Below are 19,993 nucleotides of genomic sequence, written 5' to 3'. Positions count from 1 at the left end.
GTTTCGTTCAGTTTTCAAAGAACTACTTAGTCGCTCATTCGCGACTTCCTTATGTTAACATCTTCATTTTTCAATGTCAACTAAGTTTTTCAATTTCTTTTTTGTCGTTTTCTGCGTTTCCGCATCAGCGACGGTTATTAATATATCATGCAGTATATACAGGGTCAATACTTTTTATAAAAAAATTTCACATCCCGTTAAAAACTTTAAAAACGCTGTAAAAATCATTATATCGTCCATTCATTCTTCATGGTCCCCCTCCTATTCATTTCATATCTTATCCCTTTATCAATTTACATGAGAGTGAAAATTCTAAATTTTATGTTATATTATTAGTATAGGAGCGTGGTGAGAATGAGCATTAAGTATTCAAACAAAATCAATAAAATCCGGACCTTTGCATTAAGTTTAGTATTTATCGGCCTCTTCATTGCATACTTAGGTGTCTTTTTCCGCGAAAACATTATTATTATGACAACGTTTATGATGGTTGGCTTTTTAGCTGTTATCGCTAGCACTGTCGTTTACTTTTGGATTGGTATGTTATCTACTAAGACTATCCAAATTATTTGCCCAAGCTGTGATAAGCCAACAAAAATGCTCGGCCGTGTCGATGCATGTATGCACTGCAATCAACCTTTAACACTAGATCGAGATCTAGAAGGAAAAGAATTTGATGAAAAGTATAATAAGAAGAGTTATAAATCATAAGTATCAAGGGAAATACAAATTTGCAACACTACAAACGTTTCAACTCATTAAAAAGTTGATTTCTTAAAAAATCAACTTTTTAATTGTTTTATTAAATTTATTACACCTATTTTTTCGAAATAACAGTAAACATCCCTGTCATATTAGGCGAATAATCTTTAAAATCATATTTTTCGTAGAATGATGTTTTACCTTGCGACGCAAACAAACCAATGAATGCTTTATCTGGAGCATTCTGATTTAAGTATTCTACTAAAGTATTCATTATTTTCTTTCCAATACCATTCTTTTGATACTCTGGATGAACCACTATATCTTGAATATAGAAATAGATAGCCCCATCACCAACAATTCTCCCCATGCCGATGATTTGATTATTATCCTTGACTGTTATACAGTAAATCGAATTTTGAAGTGATATTTCCGCCACCTCAAAGTTCATATAATTAGTCCATCCCACAGAATCACATAAATATTTATATTCTTCCAATGTTGGAATGTTATTTTTAATCTCATATTTCTTCAAAATGTCCCCTCCCAGAATTCATTTCCACTAATACAAAGTAAATTCGACAAACTTTTATCTAACCCTCCTTACTAACTTAGCACTGTAAATCCCGATTAGCCTCACTCTAATCCTTATATAATAAAGAAAGAGGCTGACGTATAGCCGTCAGCCTCTTTCTTTATTATATATTACGCCTTATGACACTCTGGACAAACGCCATAAATTTCTAAGCGATGACTATTGATAACGAAGCCTGTCGTTTTCGCAGCTTCCTCTTCCAGTTTTTCCAAGCCTCCATAAGGAAAATCAACAATCTTACCACATTTTTCGCAAATCACATGATAATGTTGACTTGTAACATAATCAAATCTACTTGAAGCGTCTCCATAAGTTAATTCCTTTACAAGTCCAACCTCTTTAAACACACGTAAGTTATTATAGACAGTTGCAACACTCATATTTGGAAACTTACCTTCTAATGCTTTATAAATATCATCCGCTGTTGGGTGCGTCATTGATTCCACAAGGTACTCTAAAATAGCATGACGCTGTGGAGTAATGCGTACACCCGTATTTTTCAGCATTTCTAGCGCTTCTTTTAATTCTTCTTTGACCACCGTCATGCACCCCGATTCTATACGGATTATTATTTTATAATTCTTATAAAGAGTGTACTCCTTTTCTTATAAATCGTCAATATTTCTACTATAAGTATGTAGTTTATTTTTATATTCAGGACTTGTTTTTATGTATCTTTCCCTTTTTTCTTCATATATTCCATAGAAAAAAGTGCGACATAATCGCACTTGGAATACTATCATCTGAGGAGGTATGCCCTACACTTCCACTTTATGTAAGGAAGTAAAATATGTATAGACACTTGCCTTGTTTCTGCATATTTTATCTCCAATGTAGATTTATTTTATATAAGAAAGAACATCCTCAATATGTCCTTTCACTTTCACTTTACGCCACTCTTTTACAAGTTCACCGTCTTTATTAATAAGGAATGTAGAACGCTCGATTCCCATATACTCTTTCCCAAAGTTCTTTTTTAACTTCCAAACATCGTATAACTCTGCTACTTTATGATCTTCATCTACTAAAAGTGTAAATGGCAATTCATGTTTCTCAATGAATTTCAAATGTCTATTCGCTGAATCAGGACTTACTCCAAGAATAACCGTATCCTTCTCTTGAAATACTCCATACGCATCACGAAAATCACATGCTTCAGTTGTACATCCTGGCGTCATATCTTTCGGATAAAAATAGAGAACTACATTTTTACCGCGGAAATCAGCTAGGCGAACTTCTTCTCCGTTACTTCCCTCTAATGTGAATTCTGGTGCCATTTCTCCTACTGTAATCATAGTTATCACTCCTACTCTTTTCCTTTACTATAACAAATGCTTCCTTATTTTTCATTGTCTATTACAGACCTCATCACAAAAGCAAAAGGGAGTGTATATCCAATTAGCGCTTCTGCGATTGCAATCCATCGCCCAATTCCAATCGGAGATATGTCACCATATCCAACAGACAATAAAGTAACTGCGCTAAAATATAAACAAACTTCGACGAGTTGAAAAGAATGAGCGTTCAAACTTTCTCCGTCCTCTTTCAAAACTGCGAAACCCATTTCCTCTAATACAACGTAACTTAATCCAAATGCGATTAGTACTGTTGTATAGATTAAAAATAATGTGGCCAAATTATAGAGCGAAAAAAAACGCGTTGAATCCGAATAGGAACTCCATAATAATTGGACACTTTTCAAAATAGCGATTGCTGCAATTAATAGAATAAATCCCCATAACATGTCCTCCACCTCATTTTATATGTATGAGGTGGAGAACTGATTTATCCCTTAGAAACGAACAAGCTTCTATAATTAATTACCCGCGCCACGATACCTTTTTACCCCTTGGTTCCAGAGGGTGATTGCAATCGTAAAACAGATAATACCAACCATTGGCGTCGCAAATGCATAACTATTCCATTCTGTTCTTCTTAAAAAGTATGCCGCTGGATATACTCCAACAAATGCAAACGGTAAAACAAACGTTAAAATGAAACGAATTACACGATTATAAATATTAACAGGATAGCGCCCGTAATTACCTATGTTATACATAAGAGGCATAATTGAACTTTTCGCATCCGACCAAAAACCAAGGCTCGCCAGCGTAACAAATATCCCTCCATATACAAGTGCTCCTCCTCCTACCATCAATATAAATAAGAAGAAATCATACCAGTAAAAAGATAATTGTAACTCCACAGCTGCATATCCCATTACAACAATCCCTGTAATAGCTCCAATTAAAGATTCAAGTTCCATTCTTTCTAATATAATTTGAAATAGGCTATGGATCGGTCGCGTTAATACACGATCCATCTCCCCTTTAATAATGTATCGATCATTAAAATCCCATATATTAAAGAAAGCTGAAAAGATGGCAAATGGCACTAAAAAGAAACCATAAATAAAGATTACCTCTTCTCGACTCCATCCCTTCAATGCTTGTGTATGCCCAAATACAACGAGAATAAATATTAAATTAACTGCTTGAAGCGATAAATCAGAAAGTAAACCAACGATAAAATCGCCTCGATACTCCAATTTCGTTTTTATATATTGACTTGCATATTGTAAAAATAAGTTTATATATATCATCTCATCATCCCCCTTGTACAATTAGACGTTTTCTCGCCGTTCTCCACATGAGTACAATTGGAATAATAAGTACAATCGCCCAAATCACTTGAAATACTAAAGCCTCATACAACTTACTCCCCTGTATACCTTCAGAAAAAATCATACTTGGAATATAACTAATAGCCTGAAATGGTAAAAACATCATTGCTTTTTGGGCCCATAACGGATAAAAACTAATTGGTAATAATAGACCTGAAAATAAATCAATAACAACGCGTTTTGCATACATAATCCCACTATTATTAAATAGGAAAAACGTAAGCATTCCCGTCATTAAATTAATTTGTGTATTAATAATAAAGCTAAATATTAAAGATAAGAAGAAATATAACCAAGTTTGAAAATTCGTTGTAATTTGCAACGAAAATAATAACGTAACGATAACCATGCCTGGAATGGAAAAGAAGGCAAAACGGAATATTCCCTCGCCAAGACCTTGCATAACTTTCATTCCCAAATAGTTATACGGACGAATTAATTCTACAGCCACACGTCCTTCTTGAATCTCCATCGCAATTTCCCTATCTATATTATTAAAATAGAAGGCACGTGCCATCCACGCGATTGCGATATACGTGGTCATTTGCGAAATAGATAAACTTTCAATATTCTCTTTTCCGCTATAAATTGCTTGCCATAAAAAATAGTAAGCACCGATATTAATCGTATAAATTAAAATCCCGCTATAGTAATTTGTACGATACGCAAGCATCATTAAAAAGCGAATTCGAATCATTTCAATATACTTACCCATGCGTAATACCTTCTTCATAAATGTTACGAATAATTTCCTCTGTAGACACTTCGTTAATTTTTAAATCTTTAATTTGAAATGCTTGTACTACTTTAGAAATAAGCATTGAAATAATAACTTCTTCATTCGGAATTTTTGCAATCCATGCATTTTCCTCTTTCGCTTTCGACCAAACGACATGATTATCTGGCATAACCATTGATAAATCCTGATAGGAAACTGGTGCAACAAACTGAAAGTGAATTTCCTTCTCTGCTCCCCACTGCGTACGAAGATTACTTAAAGAACCGTCATACATAATATTCCCTTCATCCAGCATGATAACGCGCTCACATAAAGCTTCAATATCAGTAATATCGTGTGTTGTTAATAAAATTGTTGTTTTATAACGTTCATTCATTTCTTTTAAAAATTCACGTATTTTCAATTTCACAAGTACATCTAACCCAATTGTTGGCTCATCTAAAAATAATAACGGTGGATTATGAATTAAGGCTGCCGCTAATTCACAACGCATCCTTTGACCAAGAGATAATTTTCGAACTGGTTTATCTAATAAAGGCCCTATATCTAACGTTTCAATTACGTGCTCCATATGCTCCTTATACTGAGCGTCTGATACACCGTACACTTTCTTTAATAAACGAAACGATTCTTGTACTGCAATATCCCACCAAAGTTGCGAACGCTGTCCAAAGACAACACCAATTGTTCTTACAAATTCTTCTCTTTGTTTATGTGGGTTCATTCCATTTACTGTGATTTGCCCTGATGTCGGAGTTAAAATCCCCGTAAGCATTTTAATTGTTGTTGATTTACCAGCACCGTTCTCACCGATATAACCAACCATTTCACCTTGCTTTACAGTAAAAGATACATCATTTACTGCTGGTACTATTTTATAATTACGATTTAATAAATCGCGAAATGCACCCTTTAAGCCCGGACGACTTGAATAGGCTGTAAACTCTTTACGTAACCCTTGTACCTCAATTACCGATTTCATAATCGGACCCCCCTCCTAAATGTCACAACGAATAGTTTACCCAACTGCCTGCGCTATCACAAACAATACGTCTTTTCGAAAAACATGTTAGAATAATACATAGATTTTTGTAAGGAGATGAATTGTAGTGAAATTCACAAAGTCAGAAGCATTACATAAAGAAGCTTTAGAGCATATCGTTGGCGGTGTTAATAGTCCTTCTCGTTCTTTTAAAGCAGTTGGCGGCGGCGCTCCTGTTGCTATGGAACGTGGGAAAGGCGCTTATTTCTGGGATGTAGACGGAAATAAATATATCGATTATTTAGCAGCATACGGTCCTATTATTACTGGACATGCTCATCCCCATATAACAAAAGCAATTACAACAGCTGCTGAAAATGGGGTACTTTATGGAACACCAACAGCGCTAGAGGTAAAATTCGCAAAAATGTTAAAAGAAGCAATGCCTGCATTAGATAAAGTCCGTTTCGTAAACTCTGGTACAGAAGCAGTGATGACAACGATTCGTGTTGCTCGTGCTTATACAGGTCGCACAAAAATCATGAAATTCGCTGGTTGTTACCACGGTCATTCTGATTTAGTACTTGTGGCAGCTGGATCTGGTCCTTCTACTTTAGGAACTCCTGACTCAGCTGGCGTACCACAAAGTATTGCACAAGAAGTTATTACCGTTCCATTTAATAATGTAGAAACTTTAAAAGAGGCTTTAGATAAATGGGGTCATGAAGTAGCAGCTATCCTTGTAGAACCAATCGTTGGAAACTTCGGTATTGTAGAGCCTAAACCAGGATTCCTTGAAAAAGTGAATGAACTTGTTCACGAAGCTGGCGCACTAGTAATTTATGATGAAGTTATTACTGCTTTCCGCTTTATGTACGGTGGTGCTCAAGACTTACTTGGTGTGACACCTGACTTAACAGCGCTTGGTAAAGTTATTGGCGGCGGCTTACCAATCGGTGCTTACGGTGGTAAGAAAGAAATTATGGAACAAGTTGCTCCGCTTGGACCTGCATACCAAGCTGGTACAATGGCAGGAAACCCTGCTTCTATGGCATCAGGTATCGCTTGTCTAGAAGTGCTTCAACAAGAAGGGCTTTATGAGAAATTAGATGAACTTGGTGCAATGCTTGAAAAAGGAATTTTAGAACAAGCAGCGAAACATAATATCGACATTACATTAAACCGTCTAAAAGGGGCTTTAACTGTATACTTCACAACAAATACAATTGAAGATTACGATGCCGCACAAGATACAGACGGTGAAATGTTCGGTAAATTCTTCAAGCTTATGCTTCAAGAAGGAATTAACTTAGCACCTTCTAAATACGAGGCATGGTTCTTAACTACAGAACATACAAAAGAAGATATTGAATATACAATCGAAGCTGTCGACAGAGCATTTGCTGCCCTAGCAGACAATAAATAATCCCATCATTAAAAGGAAAAAAGAAAGCTCACCTTTCTTTTTTCCTTTTTTCTATTTCATAAATTCCGTATTAATAGTATAATTATTCATAATTATCTGTTTTATATTCTTTTACAGCATTACTATCTCTGTGTACAAGGTGATTCGCACCTTAAATAGTGAGATTATTCTAACTTTTACAAGAGGGGGGATTGACGGATGCTCAATAAAAAAAATACATGGACACCGTCTTTATTTCGAGATTATAGAAATGCAGAACATGATGCGTGTGGAATCGTTTCCGTTATGGAGAAACGAAAAATTGCTACAAAAGAAAACATTGATCTTTGCATACAATCACTCGTCAAAATGAATCATAGAGCTGGTTTCATTAATGGCGAGGGCGATGGCATCGGCATTCACATTGATGTACCAAAAACGCTTTGGAATGAAAAACTAAAAAGTAGCGGATATAATCCAACGATTGTGGATCATCCCCACTTTATCGTTGGACATTTTTTTCTAAATAAAAAAGAAGACATTACTGCCTTAAAAGATTATATTCGTACGCAATTAAACAACAAAAACTTTACTATCATTTTCGAAAGTGATGATGTAACAAACTCAGATGCGCTCGGTCCACTTGGTAAACAAGAAGAACCTTTATTTTGGCAAGTTGCCCTTATCGCAGAAAACGAAATTACAAATATTGAGCAAACATTATTTTCTGTCACAATAAAAATAGAGGAAAACGAAGCAATTCATGTTGCTTCATTAAGTCGTGATCATGTTGTATATAAAGTTCTAGGTGCTGGTGATACGCTTGTTGCCTACTATAATGATTTACAACATCCGCTTATCGCTTCAACTATGACATTAGGACATAACCGCTACTCTACTAATACATTATCTAATTTTTTTCGTGTACAACCATTTAGCATTCTCGGACATAATGGTGAAATTAACACAATTGCGAAATTACGCGATCAAGCCGAAATGATTGATGTACCACTTACTGCAGGAGGCAGTGACTCTCAAGATTTAAACCGCACCTTAGAAACCCTACTTGTTCAATACAACTACAGCTTATTTGAAGCAATGGAAATTCTATTCCCACCAATTATTAATGAAATTAAACTTTATGAAACACCTTTACAAGATTTATATACGTATATACGTGAAGCATGGGGACATTTTGCCCAAGGACCAGCTGGCATCATTTCCCGTTTTAAAGATGAAGCTGTTTTCAGCGTTGATTCCCTTGGATTACGCCCAGTATGGAAAGTAGAGACAGAGAGCTCTTATATTTTCTCTTCTGAACCTGGAGTTGTATCACCAACTAAATATGTAGCAGAACCAAAACCACTCGCTCCTGGAGAAAAAGTCGGATTAAAATGGAATGAACAAGATGAACTTGTTCTTTATGAATATGACAAATATCAAATCCAAGTATATAACCGTTTTAAAAAGCGAATTGATACTACCAATTACCATTTAAATTTATCTATCCCTGAAACGAAAAAAATCCAAGGGCTATGTGATTCTGTTCAAGTTGAAACGAAACAATACGTCGCTTTCGGATGGAACCGAGAACATATTCAACTCCTTGAACAGATGGCAACAAAAGGCGTTGAGCCAATACGCTCACTTGGGCATGACTCACCACTTGCCGCACTTGATACTGATAGACGAAATATCGCTGACTTCATTAAAGAAAGTGTAGCTGTTGTTACAAACCCTGCAATTGACCGTGACCGTGAAATTGAACACTTCTCTACACGTACTGTACTTGGAGAGCGTCCAAGTTTATTAAGTGGCGCAAAACGGCCATTTGTAGTTGAAATGCTTTCACCAATTATTTTAGAAGGCAGCGTGGCACAACCTATTGCAGAGGAATTACACACAATTACGTACGAACAACTCATAGAGCTATTTAAAACTCATAACTCTATCGCCACAATCTCTGCTACATTCAGCTCGTCAGAAACTCTACAATGTGCATTAAGCCGCATTAGTTCTGAAGCGATAGCTGCTGTTAACAATGGTGCTTCCCTACTAGTATTAGATGACGCAAAAGCCCATCTAAATGAAAGATTGTGGATTGATCCACATTTAGTTACTGCTAAAGTACATCAAGCATTAAGTGAAAATAAATTACGCCGCAATTGTTCTCTCGTTATACGTTCTGGTGCCCTTCGCTCCTTACATGACATTGTCACGCTATATGGATTAGGAGCAGATAGTATTAATCCATATTTATTATTCGCGACTGTAAATGATGGAACAAAAACACCAATTACGAATCTGTATAATGCACTTAATAAAGGATTAGAAAAAGTCATTTCAACAATTGGAATTCATGAGTTACGTGGTTACGGACGTCTCTATTCATCTATTGGGTTACATGAAGAAATCGCAAATATATTACAGATTACAAATTTCTTCGGTTCAAATGATTTAGCTTTTTCACTTGAATCACTTGCTGAAGATGCAAAAATGCGAGCGGATGATTATAACAATCCTAAAATTAGAATGCGAAAATCATTTCATATATTCCCGCGAATTTGGAAAGCAATCGGCGATGTTGCAAAAGGAAATTCTTATGATGATTACCGTGACAAGTTAAGTGAACTAGAAGAGAATAATCCCATCGCAATCAGACACCTTGTTCAAACGAAACAAACAAAACATGTCGTTCCAACTGAAGAAGTATCTATCGGCATTGAAACCCATGATTTTCCATTTATTATTAGTTCTATGTCATTTGGTTCTCAAAACGAAATTGCCTTTCGCGCATATGCAGAAGCGGCCGATCAGCTAAATATGATTAGCTTGAACGGTGAAGGTGGCGAAATTAAAGATATGATTGGAAAATATCCACATACACGTGGACAACAAGTGGCATCTGGGCGATTTGGAGTAAATGCCGAACTACTAAACTCATCGAACTTAATTGAAATCAAAATTGGTCAAGGCGCAAAGCCTGGGGAAGGTGGGCATTTACCTGGTTCAAAAGTAACAGCCAAAATCGCTGAAGCACGTAATGCGACAATTGGCTCAGATTTAATTTCACCTTCTAATAACCATGATATTTATTCAATTGAAGATTTAGCTCAAATGATTACGGAAATTAAAACAGCTAATCAACTTGCCAAAGTAGCCGTGAAAGTCCCTGTCGTTCCTAATATCGGAACAATTGCTGTCGGTATCGCCAAAGCTGGTGCTGATTTTATTAACATTAGCGGATTCGATGGCGGAACAGGTGCTGCACGTATTCACGCCTTGCAACATGTAGGTCTTCCTGTAGAAATTGGTGTTAAAGCCGCTCACAACGCTTTATTAGAAGCGAGCATGAGACATAAAGTAGAGATTTGGGCAGATGGTGGTATTCGAAGTGTAAATGATGCCTTGAAAATCATGCTTCTCGGAGCAAACCGTATTGGATTTGGCACACTATCAATGATTGCAATCGGCTGCACTACTTGCCGTGGGTGTCATCTAGATACTTGCCATGTCGGAATTGCAACACAAATCGAGTCTGAAGCACAAGCAAAGGAACATGGGTTACGCCGCTTCGTCCCACGCGAATTAGAAAGCGCAGTTACTGGCCTGCTAAATTTATTCACCTCTTTCGGTATAGAACTAAAACGATTAACAGGACAGCTTGGGTATACAAATTTACAAGCAATTGTTGGGCGTTCTGATTTATTAGAGCAAGTTCGAGGCGAAAATTTATTAAACTTACGTAATTTATTACAAATAATAGAACATCCATCTGTTACAACAACAGATGGTGTACCAGAAAAACAATTTAAGACAGTTCATTCCGCTGACTCAAAAGAATTAGTAGGCGTTGGTGTAGAGCAACGCGTTATGGGTGGTCTAGAATCATGTTATCGCGTTCGCAGTAAACTATATGAAGCTACTCAACTTGAACCACTTACATTAAAGTATACGAATGGTTCTATTCCCGGAAATGGGTTAGGCGCTTACAATAGTGAAAATTTATTTATACACGTAAATGGCGGCGCACAAGATGGCATTGGTAAAACTTCCTTTGGTGGTGGGATTTATATAACGAAATCAAAAGGAAAAGACGGAGTATATTATAACGGTTCTGTCGGAAAAGGATTTGGATATGGTGCACAAAAAGGGGCACTATACGTGCAAGGGAACGCTGATGCTCGCGCTGGCATTCGCCTTTCTGGGGCAGACATGATAATTGGAGGTAGAATAACAAAACCACTCCGTGAAAAAGAGCAAGGAAATATAGGGTCATACTCCAATATTAAAGGTTTTGCTTTTGAATATATGACAAATGGGCGAGCGCTTGTTTTAGGTGACCCTGGTCCATGGATTTGCGCTGGCATGACTGGCGGTGTTGTTTATTTGCGTCATGATTCAAACTTAGGCCTAACAGAACAGGCCTTAAAAAGAAGAATTGCAAAAGGGGCAAATGTTACATTACAACCAATTAGTAAAAATGGTTTGAAAGATGTAACTGAATTATTGCAAGACTATATTCGTGTACTAAACGAACATGAGCAATATGAGGAAGTCGCTTTATTAACAGCATTATTAGATGATATACAGAACCAGTTTTTTGAGATTATCCCGAAAAAAGAACAGGCAGACCCATCTATCTCAACAGAGTAAAATGAGTAATTTTCATTATTAAGAAAAAATTGACGAAGTACGCTTCTCATAGTAATCTATAGTAACAATTTGAGACCTGCTGAAATTCAGCAGGTTTTTTTACTAAAAACTGATGTTTAAAAGGAATTAGGAAAAATTATAAAGTGAAACTTTAATTAGCCTACACCAATCGAGCGTTTACCGGCATCTAGCTTCTAATTTTTGAGGCAGGAATCTTACTACTCACAATTAGCGGGATAAAATGAACACTAATTTCTTTTAACGTCACTAAAATATCACTTGCTAACATATTGTAATGAATGTATAGTATCATGTTGTACATTCATTATGACAAGAGAAAGGATCTTATTAAGGGTATGAAACTTGGTGCTCGCATTTTAAAAACGGGTATTGCCATCACGTTAGCTTTATTTGCTTGTATTTTACTTCAATTACCGAGTCCGGTATTTGCGGGAATTTCAGCTATCTTTGCTGTTCAACCGTCTGTATACCGTTCTTATTTAACAGCACTTGAACAAATTCAAGCAAATGTAATTGGTGCGATATTTGCTATCGCATTTGCTACTGCTTTTGGACATAATCCTTTTATTATTGGATTAACATGTATATTAGTAATTGCTCTTACATTACAATTACGATTAGAAAACACAATATCAATTGCTTTAGTAACAGTTATCGCCATTATGGAGTATCAAGGCGAAGATTTCTTTAGTTTTGCCTTACTTCGATTTGCGACGATTATGATTGGTATTATTGCGGCTTCACTTGTAAATTTAGTATTTATGCCGCCAAAATATGAAACAAAACTTTATCATCGTATCGTTGATAATACAGAAGAAATTGTAAAATGGATTCGAATGAATAGCAGGCAGGCTTCTGATTTTACAACGCTAAAAACTGATATTGATCGTATGAAAGAAAAAATGATCAAACTAAATCATTACTATTTGCTGTATAAAGAAGAAAGAAGCTATACGAAAAAAGTAAAGTTCGCAAAAATTCGTAAGCTCGTTTTATTCAGACAAATGTTAGCGACAACAAGCCGTGCTTTAAGTACGTTAAAATCATTACACCGTACTGAAAATGAACTGCGCTATATGCCAGAAGAATTTCAGGAATCTATCCAAAACGAACTTGACTCATTAACGCATTATCATGAACAAGTTTTATTAAAATTTATTGGTAAAGCAAAAAAACAACAATCAGTTGAAATGCTTGATGAAGTTGAAACAGGTAAACAAGAATTAATTGATATCTTTATGGAATATCAAAATAAAGACGATGAAGAAGCATATAAAACATGGTTACATCTCTTCCCTCTTATTTCTTCCATCATTAACTATAGTGAAGAAGTAGAGCATTTAGATTTGCTTGTAGATAGCTTCTACACATATCATAAACCAGAAAAAGAACTCCAAATCGATGATAAAAAAGAAGACGAATAAAAAAACAGCTCCTTTTATGCTAAAGGAGCTGTTTCTGTTATATGTTGAAGTTGATATAAATTGTAATAAAATCCTCTTTTTCGCATTAACTCTTCATGAGAACCAGTCTCTTTAATCTCACCGTCTTCAATGTAAATAATCGTATCAACATGTGTAATCGTCGCTAATCGATGTGCAATTATAATCGTTGTCCGGTCAGCAGCTAACGTCTGAAGCGCCTCTTGAATATACCTTTCATTTTCTAAATCTAATGCTGAAGTTGCTTCATCTAATATAAGTACCGACGGATTCTTTAGAAACACTCGTGCAATTGCCACGCGTTGTCTTTGCCCGCCTGATAGCTTCACACCACGTTCTCCAACGACAGTATTATAACCATCTGGTAAGTCTATAATAAAATCATGAATTTGCGCAGCTTTGGCAGCTGCAATCACTTCTTTCTCTGTAGCTTTCGGATTTCCATATAAAATATTAGCTCCAATTGTATCGCTAAACAATAAATTATCCTGCAGTACAATTCCAATATGACTACGCAAATTTCTCATATTGTACTTTCTTACATCTATGCCATCTACATAAACCGCGCCTTCAGAAACATCATAGAAACGCGGGATCAAACTAGCAAGAGATGACTTTCCTCCCCCACTCGCTCCTACAAGCGCTACTTTCTCTCCAGGCTGCATAGTTAATGACAAGTTGTGTAATATCTCTTTTTCATCTGCATTATAACGAAAAGAAACATTTTCAAATACAATTTCTCCATTTAATTTTTTCGTTTGTACCGCATTTGGTACATTAACAATATCGTATTTTTCATCTAACAGTTCAAACACACGGTCCATCGATGCAAAAGATTGTGTTAATGTTGTAGATGAATTAACAAGGCGGCGAAGCGGACTATATAAACTATCCATATATCCAACAAAAGCTACCATCGTTCCTAGCGTTAACTGCCCTTGAATTACTTCATATGCTGCAAAACCAATCACAAGTAACGGACCTAAATCGGTTAACGTATTTACTGCCGAAAATGTTCTTGCCGTCCAACTTGTATGGGTTAATGCTTTCGTTAAAAATTCATTATTTCTTTTTTCAAACTGCTTCCCCTCATACTCTTCTAACGCAAAGCTACGTGTCACTTGCATTCCTTGAATACGTTCATGCAAATACCCTTGCATCGTCGCTAACGCTTGTGAACGCTCTTTCGTCAATTTCCGAAGACGTCCGAAAAAATATTTCACTGCAATTACATAAATAGGTAAAATCAATAACGCAACAAATGTTAATTTTATATTCATAGAAAACATAACAATGATAGCAATAGCAATTGTTGCAGTATCTAACCAGACGTTCATCAAACCAGTAATTACAAAATCCTTCGTTTGTTCTACATCATGGATGACACGCGAAATAATCTCCCCTGTTTTTGTATTGGAGTAATAACGTAAACTTAACTTTTGTAAGTGACCGAAAATATGCTTCCGCAAATCATACAGTATTGTATTTGCGATACGTTGGGCGAAATATTGACGATAATATTCAATCGGTGGTCTTAATACCGCAAAAATAAAAAAAGCAATTCCAATCGCTGTTATTAATTGAGATGTTTTATCTTGAAGTGAGCCCGCGCCTTGAATTACATCATCGATAATATACTTTAATAACCACGGCATAATAAGTGGGATACCGAACTTAACTAGTCCAATAATAATTGTAATAGCAATAAGCCATCGATATGGTTTAACAAATTGTAAATATCTTTTTATGCCTTGCACATAATCCCCCCTCTAATAGGACAAACCTGCCGGGAAGCCCCCTGCAGGTTTGTTTTAATTTCTGTACATTAAATATCGTTCATACCACATATCTACGAAGTCTGGTGCAAATGGACCTTTTCTTTGATGAATCCACTGTGTTAAATGTGCTACATTTCGTTTTAAAATTGTATCAATAACAGGTGGATACTGCATAATTTGACTATGTTTTTCATACTCATCTTCATCTAGAAGCGTATATGTCATATCTGGATATACTTTAATATCTAAATCATAATCAATATACTTTAATGCTTCAGGATCATACGCAAAAGGTGAGCTTAAATTACAATAATAATATACGCCATCTTCCCTAAGCATCCCAATCACATTAAACCAATAGTTGGCATGAAAATAACAAATTGCTGGTTCACGAGTAATCCATGTTCGGCCATCCGATTCTGTAACTACTGTACGATCATTCGCTCCGATTACAAGACTCTGTGTCCCTTTTAAAATTGTTGTTTCTTCCCACATTCTATGAATGGAGCCATTATGTTTATAACTATGTATTTGTACTTTTTCTCCTTCTTTGGGAAATCCCATATATGCTCCCTTCTTTCAACTGCAAATGCCCTTTGAACGGCATTCACTTTTTTTCTATTATAACTTTTTTGTCGAAATTTTAAAACTAAAGGGATAAGACTCTATTTTTCAAACTGAATATGCAGGAGGTTTATCGTTGAATACTATGCCCCAACTCTTCTTAAGAGATAGGGATTGTACTGCATTATTTATAAGCGAGGACATGTAATAGAAAAAGCCCTTCTCTATTTCCATACAAAGAAGGACTTTTCACCTGAAGATAACAATATATCTTACCCTAAATTTGAAATCATTTTTTCAGTTGCAAAAGATTGAATTACACTATTCGTTTGTTCTTCAAATTTCTCATGTAACATCTTCAACGCTACTTCTGTTCTATATATTTCCTGACGGATAAAATGCAGTTCTTTTTTATCGCACGTATCTTTTTCATTCATTTCGATTTGTTGATACTTCTCTAGATGTGCTTGTAACTTTAACAACTCATCCATCGTTTCTAATTGCTCCCCTACCAACTTATCAAAATCGTTCATTACTTACCCCCTTTTGGACTTATTCATCAGTTATTATTCCTAATTACATAATTCTAATTGTTAACTTCCTTCTCCTTTGACTACATTTGTTGACTTATTAGAAGTTATGTCGTTCGCTTTCTTTTCATTACAACGATCCACGCAAAAAGAAAACACTTCTCCCGAATTAGAGAAGTGTTTTTCTTTCATTACTGATTTGAGCTAGAAGATTGTGATTGTTTTGCAGCTGACTTAGCATTTTGTTTTTTCACAGAATGCACGTCTGTTTCAGTTGCAAATTCTGTACCATAACTAGCGTTTGCACTTTGTGCACCAGAAGCTTGTGCTTTCTTTGCTTCTGATTGTGCGTTTGCTTGTTTTACAGCTTGTACATCTGTTTCAGTTGAAAACTCTGTACCATAACTAGCATTTGTACTTTGAATGCTAGCACCAGAAGTTGCTTTGTTATAACCTTGTTGTTTTTTACTCATCTTTCTCACCTCCACAATCAATAATGTAACCAATTCACTTAGAAGCTATCCGTAATTTTCTTTTTTAAAATTTCCGCATATAACTTTTGTTACTCATTCAAACTATAGAAAATGGAGGTGTAAATATGTATATAGGACGCGATATGACTGAACTAACGATGATTTCAAAAAATGAATGGAAAGAAGATGAATTAGCTTATTTTCATCACTCACTACAACAGGTTCTGCCTTATTTAAATGTAGAAGGGCAAAGTATTTACAAAGAAATTGTAGTAGAAATCGAATCAAGAGGCGGCTTACAAGAAGGTGAAGCTAGTTGGACTCATGGGACAAAAATTTCTTACGATTAAAAAAGTGTTCCCTAGATTGGGAACACTTTTTTATTTATTGCATTGTAATTTTCTCCACACAATTTTCATAAATAGTACGGTGTGATTTTGAGAAAGGTAATTGCTCAAATACCTCTTTTGATACAAATTTTAATGTATCTGTATCAACAATATTACCTGTTACTTTTCCGTAAAATACAAATATATCCCAAGTACGATGTGTAAACGTATGTTGTACATTCATTGCGTATTCATCAATAGAAACCTCGAGCTCAAATTTTTCTTTCATATAATCTATAAGCTGTTCCTTCTGATTTCGAATACTTTCTCCAAGTTCCACATTCGGAAACTCCCACATGTTAGCTAACAAACCTGTACTTGGACGTTTATTAATAACGTAACGACCGTCTTCAGTTTGAAGTACACCTGCAACAATAGGTACCATTTTAGGAGCTTTCGCTTTACTTTTTACTGGTAATTCTTTTTGAACACCTTCAGCATATCCTCTGCAATGTTCACGTACAGGACAAAGTAAGCATGCTGGATTTTTTGGAATACAAATTAGTGCACCTAATTCCATCAATCCCTGATTAAAATAAGATGGGTTTTCTACTGAAATAATTTCACGCACAATCTCTTCAAAAACTTTTCGAGTCTTTGGTTTTGCAATATCATCCCATACTGATAAAATACGAGATAATACACGCATAACATTTCCATCAACTGCCGGCTCTGGTATACCATATGCGATACTTAAAATAGCACCTTTTGTATATGGTCCCACTCCTTTTAACTTTTCAATTTTCTTTACATCACTTGGTACAACTCCGCCGTATACTTCTTTTACCTCTTTTACTGCCGCATGTAAATTACGTGCTCTAGAATAATATCCTAAACCTTCCCATGCTTTTAATACTTCTTCATCATCTGCATTCGCTAACGCTTCAAGTGTAGGAAACTTCCCCATAAAATTTGCGTAATATGGTTTTACAGCTTCTACTCTTGTTTGCTGTAACATAATTTCAGAAACCCAAACGCGGTATGGATCTTTATTCTTTCTCCATGGTAAGTCGCGCTGTTCTTCTTCAAACCAACCAATTAAATCATTTTGAAACTGCTCTATATTAAAATTGTTTAGTATTTCAAGTGTCAAACTTGATCCCCCTCATTTTTTTGCATATAAGTACTATTATAAAGATTTTAGGAAAAAATTTAAGTAAGATGATACAGGAAATAGAAGGCAAAGGACTTGAGGTATCGAATAAAAAGAGTTACATTAATAAAAAACGGAGGTGGATTTCTATGGACACAGCCACTCACCTTGTTATGGGTATCACTTTAGGTAGCTTAGCAACATTAGATCCAGCCATAGCACAAAGTGATATTGGCCCCCAAGCTGTTATGCTTGCTACAATTGCTGGTTCCAACATTCCTGACATTGACACAGTTTTAAAATTGCGTAATAACGCTAAATATATAAGAAATCATCGTGGGATTACTCATTCTATTCCTGCGGTAATTCTTTGGTCATTCCTTATAAGTGGCATCTCTTTCGCCTTCTTTTCAGACGCTCCATATCTTCATCTACTGCTTTGGTCATTTATTGCTGTCTTCCTTCACGTCTTTGTAGATATTTTCAATGCCTATGGTACACAAGCATTACGGCCTTTCACAAAAAAATGGGTCGCACTCGGCGTGATTAATACATTCGATACCGTAATTTTCTTTATCCATATACTTGCAATTGCTTGCATGCTCGTCGGTTCTCATAAGGGATATACAGCTTTAGCGGCATATATATTAATGATTGTTTACTATATCGGACGGATTATGATGCACAGAAATATAAGAAGCGTTGTACACAAACGTTTCAAAAATGTCGAAAAGATTATCATTTCTCCTTCTTACCGATTTTACCATTACCATTTAGCAATCGTTACGGCTGATTATTACTACGTTGCGAGATGGCACCGTGGTAACATCATGATATATGATAAGTTCGATCGGGTACCGTTCCCAGACAATAATATTATGCGAGCAGCTAAACAAGATGAAAACATCTCGGCCTTTCTATCTTTCTCTCCTGTATATCGCTGGGATATTTTTGATCATGACCATTATTATGAAGTACGATTCATTGATTTACGATATCGAAGTAAAGATTATTATCCATTTGTTGCAATCGTTCAGCTCGACCACAATTTAAATATTATTAGTTCCTATACAGGATGGATCTTTAGTGAAGAAAAGCTTCGAAAAAAACTGGAATTACTTCCACATTAAAAAAAGCGACTTAAGTCGCTTTTTTTAATGTTTCAAATGATCTTCTTGATTAATTAAATGACTATACTTCGGATTATTTGTACGCATTTCATGAAGGCGTACACCATGATTATTAATCCATGATCGTACCACTTGTTCTGTCATTTCATCGCCTTGATAACGACCTGATTTTGCATAAGTTGTTTGAAAATCTTCCCATAGTAACTCAACCCACGCACGAGCTTGTGCGTAAGAAAGCTTGTCATTCTTGTCTAATAATTCTTTCGTTAATGTTTCATAAATATCATTCATATTATAATCTCCTTTTACCTATTTATCCCTTCATTTCTAAAGGATAGTTTCTTCAATTTTGCACATTCTATAATTGATACTTCTTAAAGAGGTATCAACCGATAATGAGGAGGGCGTTCGTAATGGGTAAACAAGCCGAATTTTGGTCTGAGTCAAAAAACAACAGCAAAATCGACGGTCAACCGAAAGCGAAATCACGCTTCGCTTCGAAACGACCTAACGGCACAATTAACACGCACCCACAAGAACGTATGCGTGCTGCAAATCAGCAGGAAGAGTAATACAAATTAAATTAACTTCCTACACGAGGTGATAAAGATGAGCTACCGTGATCGCTTAGATAGTCGTTCTGAATTATTTAACCATACGTGGACTCGTCCAAAACATGCGAAAGCGCAAGTTAACGGACAGACGCAACAAACCCAGTCTCTCATTATATTGGCAAATGAATGTAAAAAACGCCAATTTTAGAATCTCCTATCTCCTTTAACGCCTACCAAAGATGAAAACCAGAGAGATA

Annotated in this window: 21 protein-coding genes; 8 read left to right on the top strand and 13 right to left on the bottom strand. The window is 35.8% G+C overall.

Features of this window, described 5'->3' with window-relative positions:
• Positions 1-354 precede the first annotated feature (354 nt).
• Entirely contained in the window at positions 355-711 is a 357-nt protein-coding gene (locus HMPREF2590_RS00995; protein ID WP_000025058.1) for a YgzB family protein, read from the top strand.
• A 106-nt stretch (positions 712-817) separates the two neighbouring features.
• Here HMPREF2590_RS00995 and HMPREF2590_RS00990 read toward each other — a convergent pair whose 3' ends face one another.
• The 7 genes from HMPREF2590_RS00990 to HMPREF2590_RS00960 all read right to left on the bottom strand — a co-directional run bounded on the left by HMPREF2590_RS00990 (position 818) and on the right by HMPREF2590_RS00960 (position 5,701).
• Positions 818-1,237, bottom strand: a complete 420-nt coding sequence (locus HMPREF2590_RS00990) for a GNAT family N-acetyltransferase (RefSeq protein ID WP_000759738.1) — start codon at positions 1,235-1,237, stop codon at positions 818-820.
• Positions 1,238-1,407: 170 nt separating this feature from the next.
• Positions 1,408-1,836: a peroxide-responsive transcriptional repressor PerR gene (perR, locus tag HMPREF2590_RS00985; RefSeq protein WP_000237829.1), complete on the bottom strand. Its 429-nt coding sequence runs from the start codon at positions 1,834-1,836 to the stop codon at positions 1,408-1,410.
• 300 nt (positions 1,837-2,136) lie between these two features.
• Entirely contained in the window at positions 2,137-2,592 is a 456-nt protein-coding gene (gene bcp / locus HMPREF2590_RS00980) for a thioredoxin-dependent thiol peroxidase (RefSeq protein WP_000633710.1), read from the bottom strand.
• Between the two features lie 44 nt (positions 2,593-2,636).
• Positions 2,637-3,041, bottom strand: a complete 405-nt coding sequence (locus tag HMPREF2590_RS00975) for a potassium channel family protein (protein WP_000964343.1) — start codon at positions 3,039-3,041, stop codon at positions 2,637-2,639.
• A gap of 72 nt (positions 3,042-3,113) precedes the next feature.
• On the bottom strand, positions 3,114-3,899 hold the full coding sequence (locus HMPREF2590_RS00970) for an ABC transporter permease (protein WP_050821576.1): 786 nt from the start codon (positions 3,897-3,899) through the stop codon (positions 3,114-3,116).
• 4 nt (positions 3,900-3,903) lie between these two features.
• Positions 3,904-4,695, bottom strand: coding sequence for an ABC transporter permease (locus tag HMPREF2590_RS00965; protein WP_000521519.1), 792 nt, complete (start codon positions 4,693-4,695; stop codon positions 3,904-3,906).
• Positions 4,688-5,701: an ABC transporter ATP-binding protein gene (locus HMPREF2590_RS00960; RefSeq protein ID WP_016117129.1), complete on the bottom strand. Its 1,014-nt coding sequence runs from the start codon at positions 5,699-5,701 to the stop codon at positions 4,688-4,690. Before HMPREF2590_RS00960 ends, HMPREF2590_RS00965 begins: the two co-directional genes overlap by 8 nt.
• A gap of 127 nt (positions 5,702-5,828) precedes the next feature.
• Here HMPREF2590_RS00960 and hemL point away from each other — a divergent pair, with 127 nt between their 5' ends.
• From hemL to HMPREF2590_RS00945, 3 genes are all read left to right on the top strand, one after another.
• Positions 5,829-7,127 carry a glutamate-1-semialdehyde-2,1-aminomutase gene (gene hemL, locus HMPREF2590_RS00955; RefSeq protein ID WP_047385569.1) on the top strand — a complete coding sequence of 433 codons (1,299 nt, stop codon included), beginning with the start codon at positions 5,829-5,831 and terminating at the stop codon, positions 7,125-7,127.
• A gap of 198 nt (positions 7,128-7,325) precedes the next feature.
• Complete coding sequence (locus tag HMPREF2590_RS00950) at positions 7,326-11,762, top strand: glutamate synthase-related protein (protein WP_050821574.1); 4,437 nt, start codon at positions 7,326-7,328, stop codon at positions 11,760-11,762.
• A 356-nt stretch (positions 11,763-12,118) separates the two neighbouring features.
• Positions 12,119-13,207 (top strand): aromatic acid exporter family protein, encoded by a 1,089-nt coding sequence (locus HMPREF2590_RS00945; RefSeq protein ID WP_000765787.1) that lies wholly within the window; start codon positions 12,119-12,121, stop codon positions 13,205-13,207.
• 14 nt (positions 13,208-13,221) lie between these two features.
• On the opposite strand, the gene HMPREF2590_RS00940 is transcribed toward HMPREF2590_RS00945, so the two are convergent.
• From HMPREF2590_RS00940 to HMPREF2590_RS00925, 4 genes are all read right to left on the bottom strand, one after another.
• Positions 13,222-14,982, bottom strand: a complete 1,761-nt coding sequence (locus tag HMPREF2590_RS00940; protein ID WP_001161601.1) for an ABC transporter ATP-binding protein — start codon at positions 14,980-14,982, stop codon at positions 13,222-13,224.
• A gap of 54 nt (positions 14,983-15,036) precedes the next feature.
• Positions 15,037-15,567 carry a nucleoside tri-diphosphate phosphatase gene (ntdP, locus tag HMPREF2590_RS00935; protein WP_000506624.1) on the bottom strand — a complete coding sequence of 177 codons (531 nt, stop codon included), beginning with the start codon at positions 15,565-15,567 and terminating at the stop codon, positions 15,037-15,039.
• Between the two features lie 272 nt (positions 15,568-15,839).
• On the bottom strand, positions 15,840-16,100 hold the full coding sequence (locus HMPREF2590_RS00930) for a YgaB family protein (protein WP_000997575.1): 261 nt from the start codon (positions 16,098-16,100) through the stop codon (positions 15,840-15,842).
• 188 nt (positions 16,101-16,288) lie between these two features.
• A complete protein-coding gene (locus HMPREF2590_RS00925) occupies positions 16,289-16,570 on the bottom strand; it encodes a gamma-type small acid-soluble spore protein (protein ID WP_000039046.1) in 282 nt (93 codons plus the stop codon).
• Positions 16,571-16,695: 125 nt separating this feature from the next.
• Here HMPREF2590_RS00925 and HMPREF2590_RS00920 point away from each other — a divergent pair, with 125 nt between their 5' ends.
• The gene (locus HMPREF2590_RS00920; protein ID WP_000275436.1) at positions 16,696-16,920 is read left to right on the top strand and encodes a hypothetical protein; all 225 of its coding nucleotides are present in this window, start codon (positions 16,696-16,698) and stop codon (positions 16,918-16,920) included.
• A gap of 34 nt (positions 16,921-16,954) precedes the next feature.
• Here the strand turns inward: HMPREF2590_RS00920 and mutY are convergent, their stop codons facing one another.
• The gene (gene mutY, locus HMPREF2590_RS00915) at positions 16,955-18,052 is read right to left on the bottom strand and encodes an A/G-specific adenine glycosylase (RefSeq protein ID WP_000171395.1); all 1,098 of its coding nucleotides are present in this window, start codon (positions 18,050-18,052) and stop codon (positions 16,955-16,957) included.
• A 149-nt stretch (positions 18,053-18,201) separates the two neighbouring features.
• Between mutY and HMPREF2590_RS00910 the strand changes: the two genes are divergently transcribed.
• Positions 18,202-19,182 (top strand): metal-dependent hydrolase, encoded by a 981-nt coding sequence (locus HMPREF2590_RS00910; RefSeq protein ID WP_000379106.1) that lies wholly within the window; start codon positions 18,202-18,204, stop codon positions 19,180-19,182.
• Between the two features lie 24 nt (positions 19,183-19,206).
• Here the strand turns inward: HMPREF2590_RS00910 and HMPREF2590_RS00905 are convergent, their stop codons facing one another.
• Positions 19,207-19,473, bottom strand: a complete 267-nt coding sequence (locus tag HMPREF2590_RS00905; protein WP_000998166.1) for a YfhJ family protein — start codon at positions 19,471-19,473, stop codon at positions 19,207-19,209.
• 122 nt (positions 19,474-19,595) lie between these two features.
• Between HMPREF2590_RS00905 and HMPREF2590_RS00900 the strand changes: the two genes are divergently transcribed.
• Entirely contained in the window at positions 19,596-19,754 is a 159-nt protein-coding gene (locus HMPREF2590_RS00900) for a small, acid-soluble spore protein K (protein ID WP_000517891.1), read from the top strand.
• 37 nt (positions 19,755-19,791) lie between these two features.
• Positions 19,792-19,944 (top strand): YpzG family protein, encoded by a 153-nt coding sequence (locus HMPREF2590_RS00895; RefSeq protein ID WP_000122093.1) that lies wholly within the window; start codon positions 19,792-19,794, stop codon positions 19,942-19,944.
• The last annotated feature ends 49 nt before the right edge of the window (positions 19,945-19,993 follow it).

The sequence above is a fragment of the Bacillus sp. HMSC036E02 genome (genome assembly GCF_001836235.1).
In the GTDB taxonomy this organism is placed as follows: domain Bacteria; phylum Bacillota; class Bacilli; order Bacillales; family Bacillaceae_G; genus Bacillus_A; species Bacillus_A cereus.
This window is presented reverse-complemented; position numbering and strand designations above follow the sequence as displayed.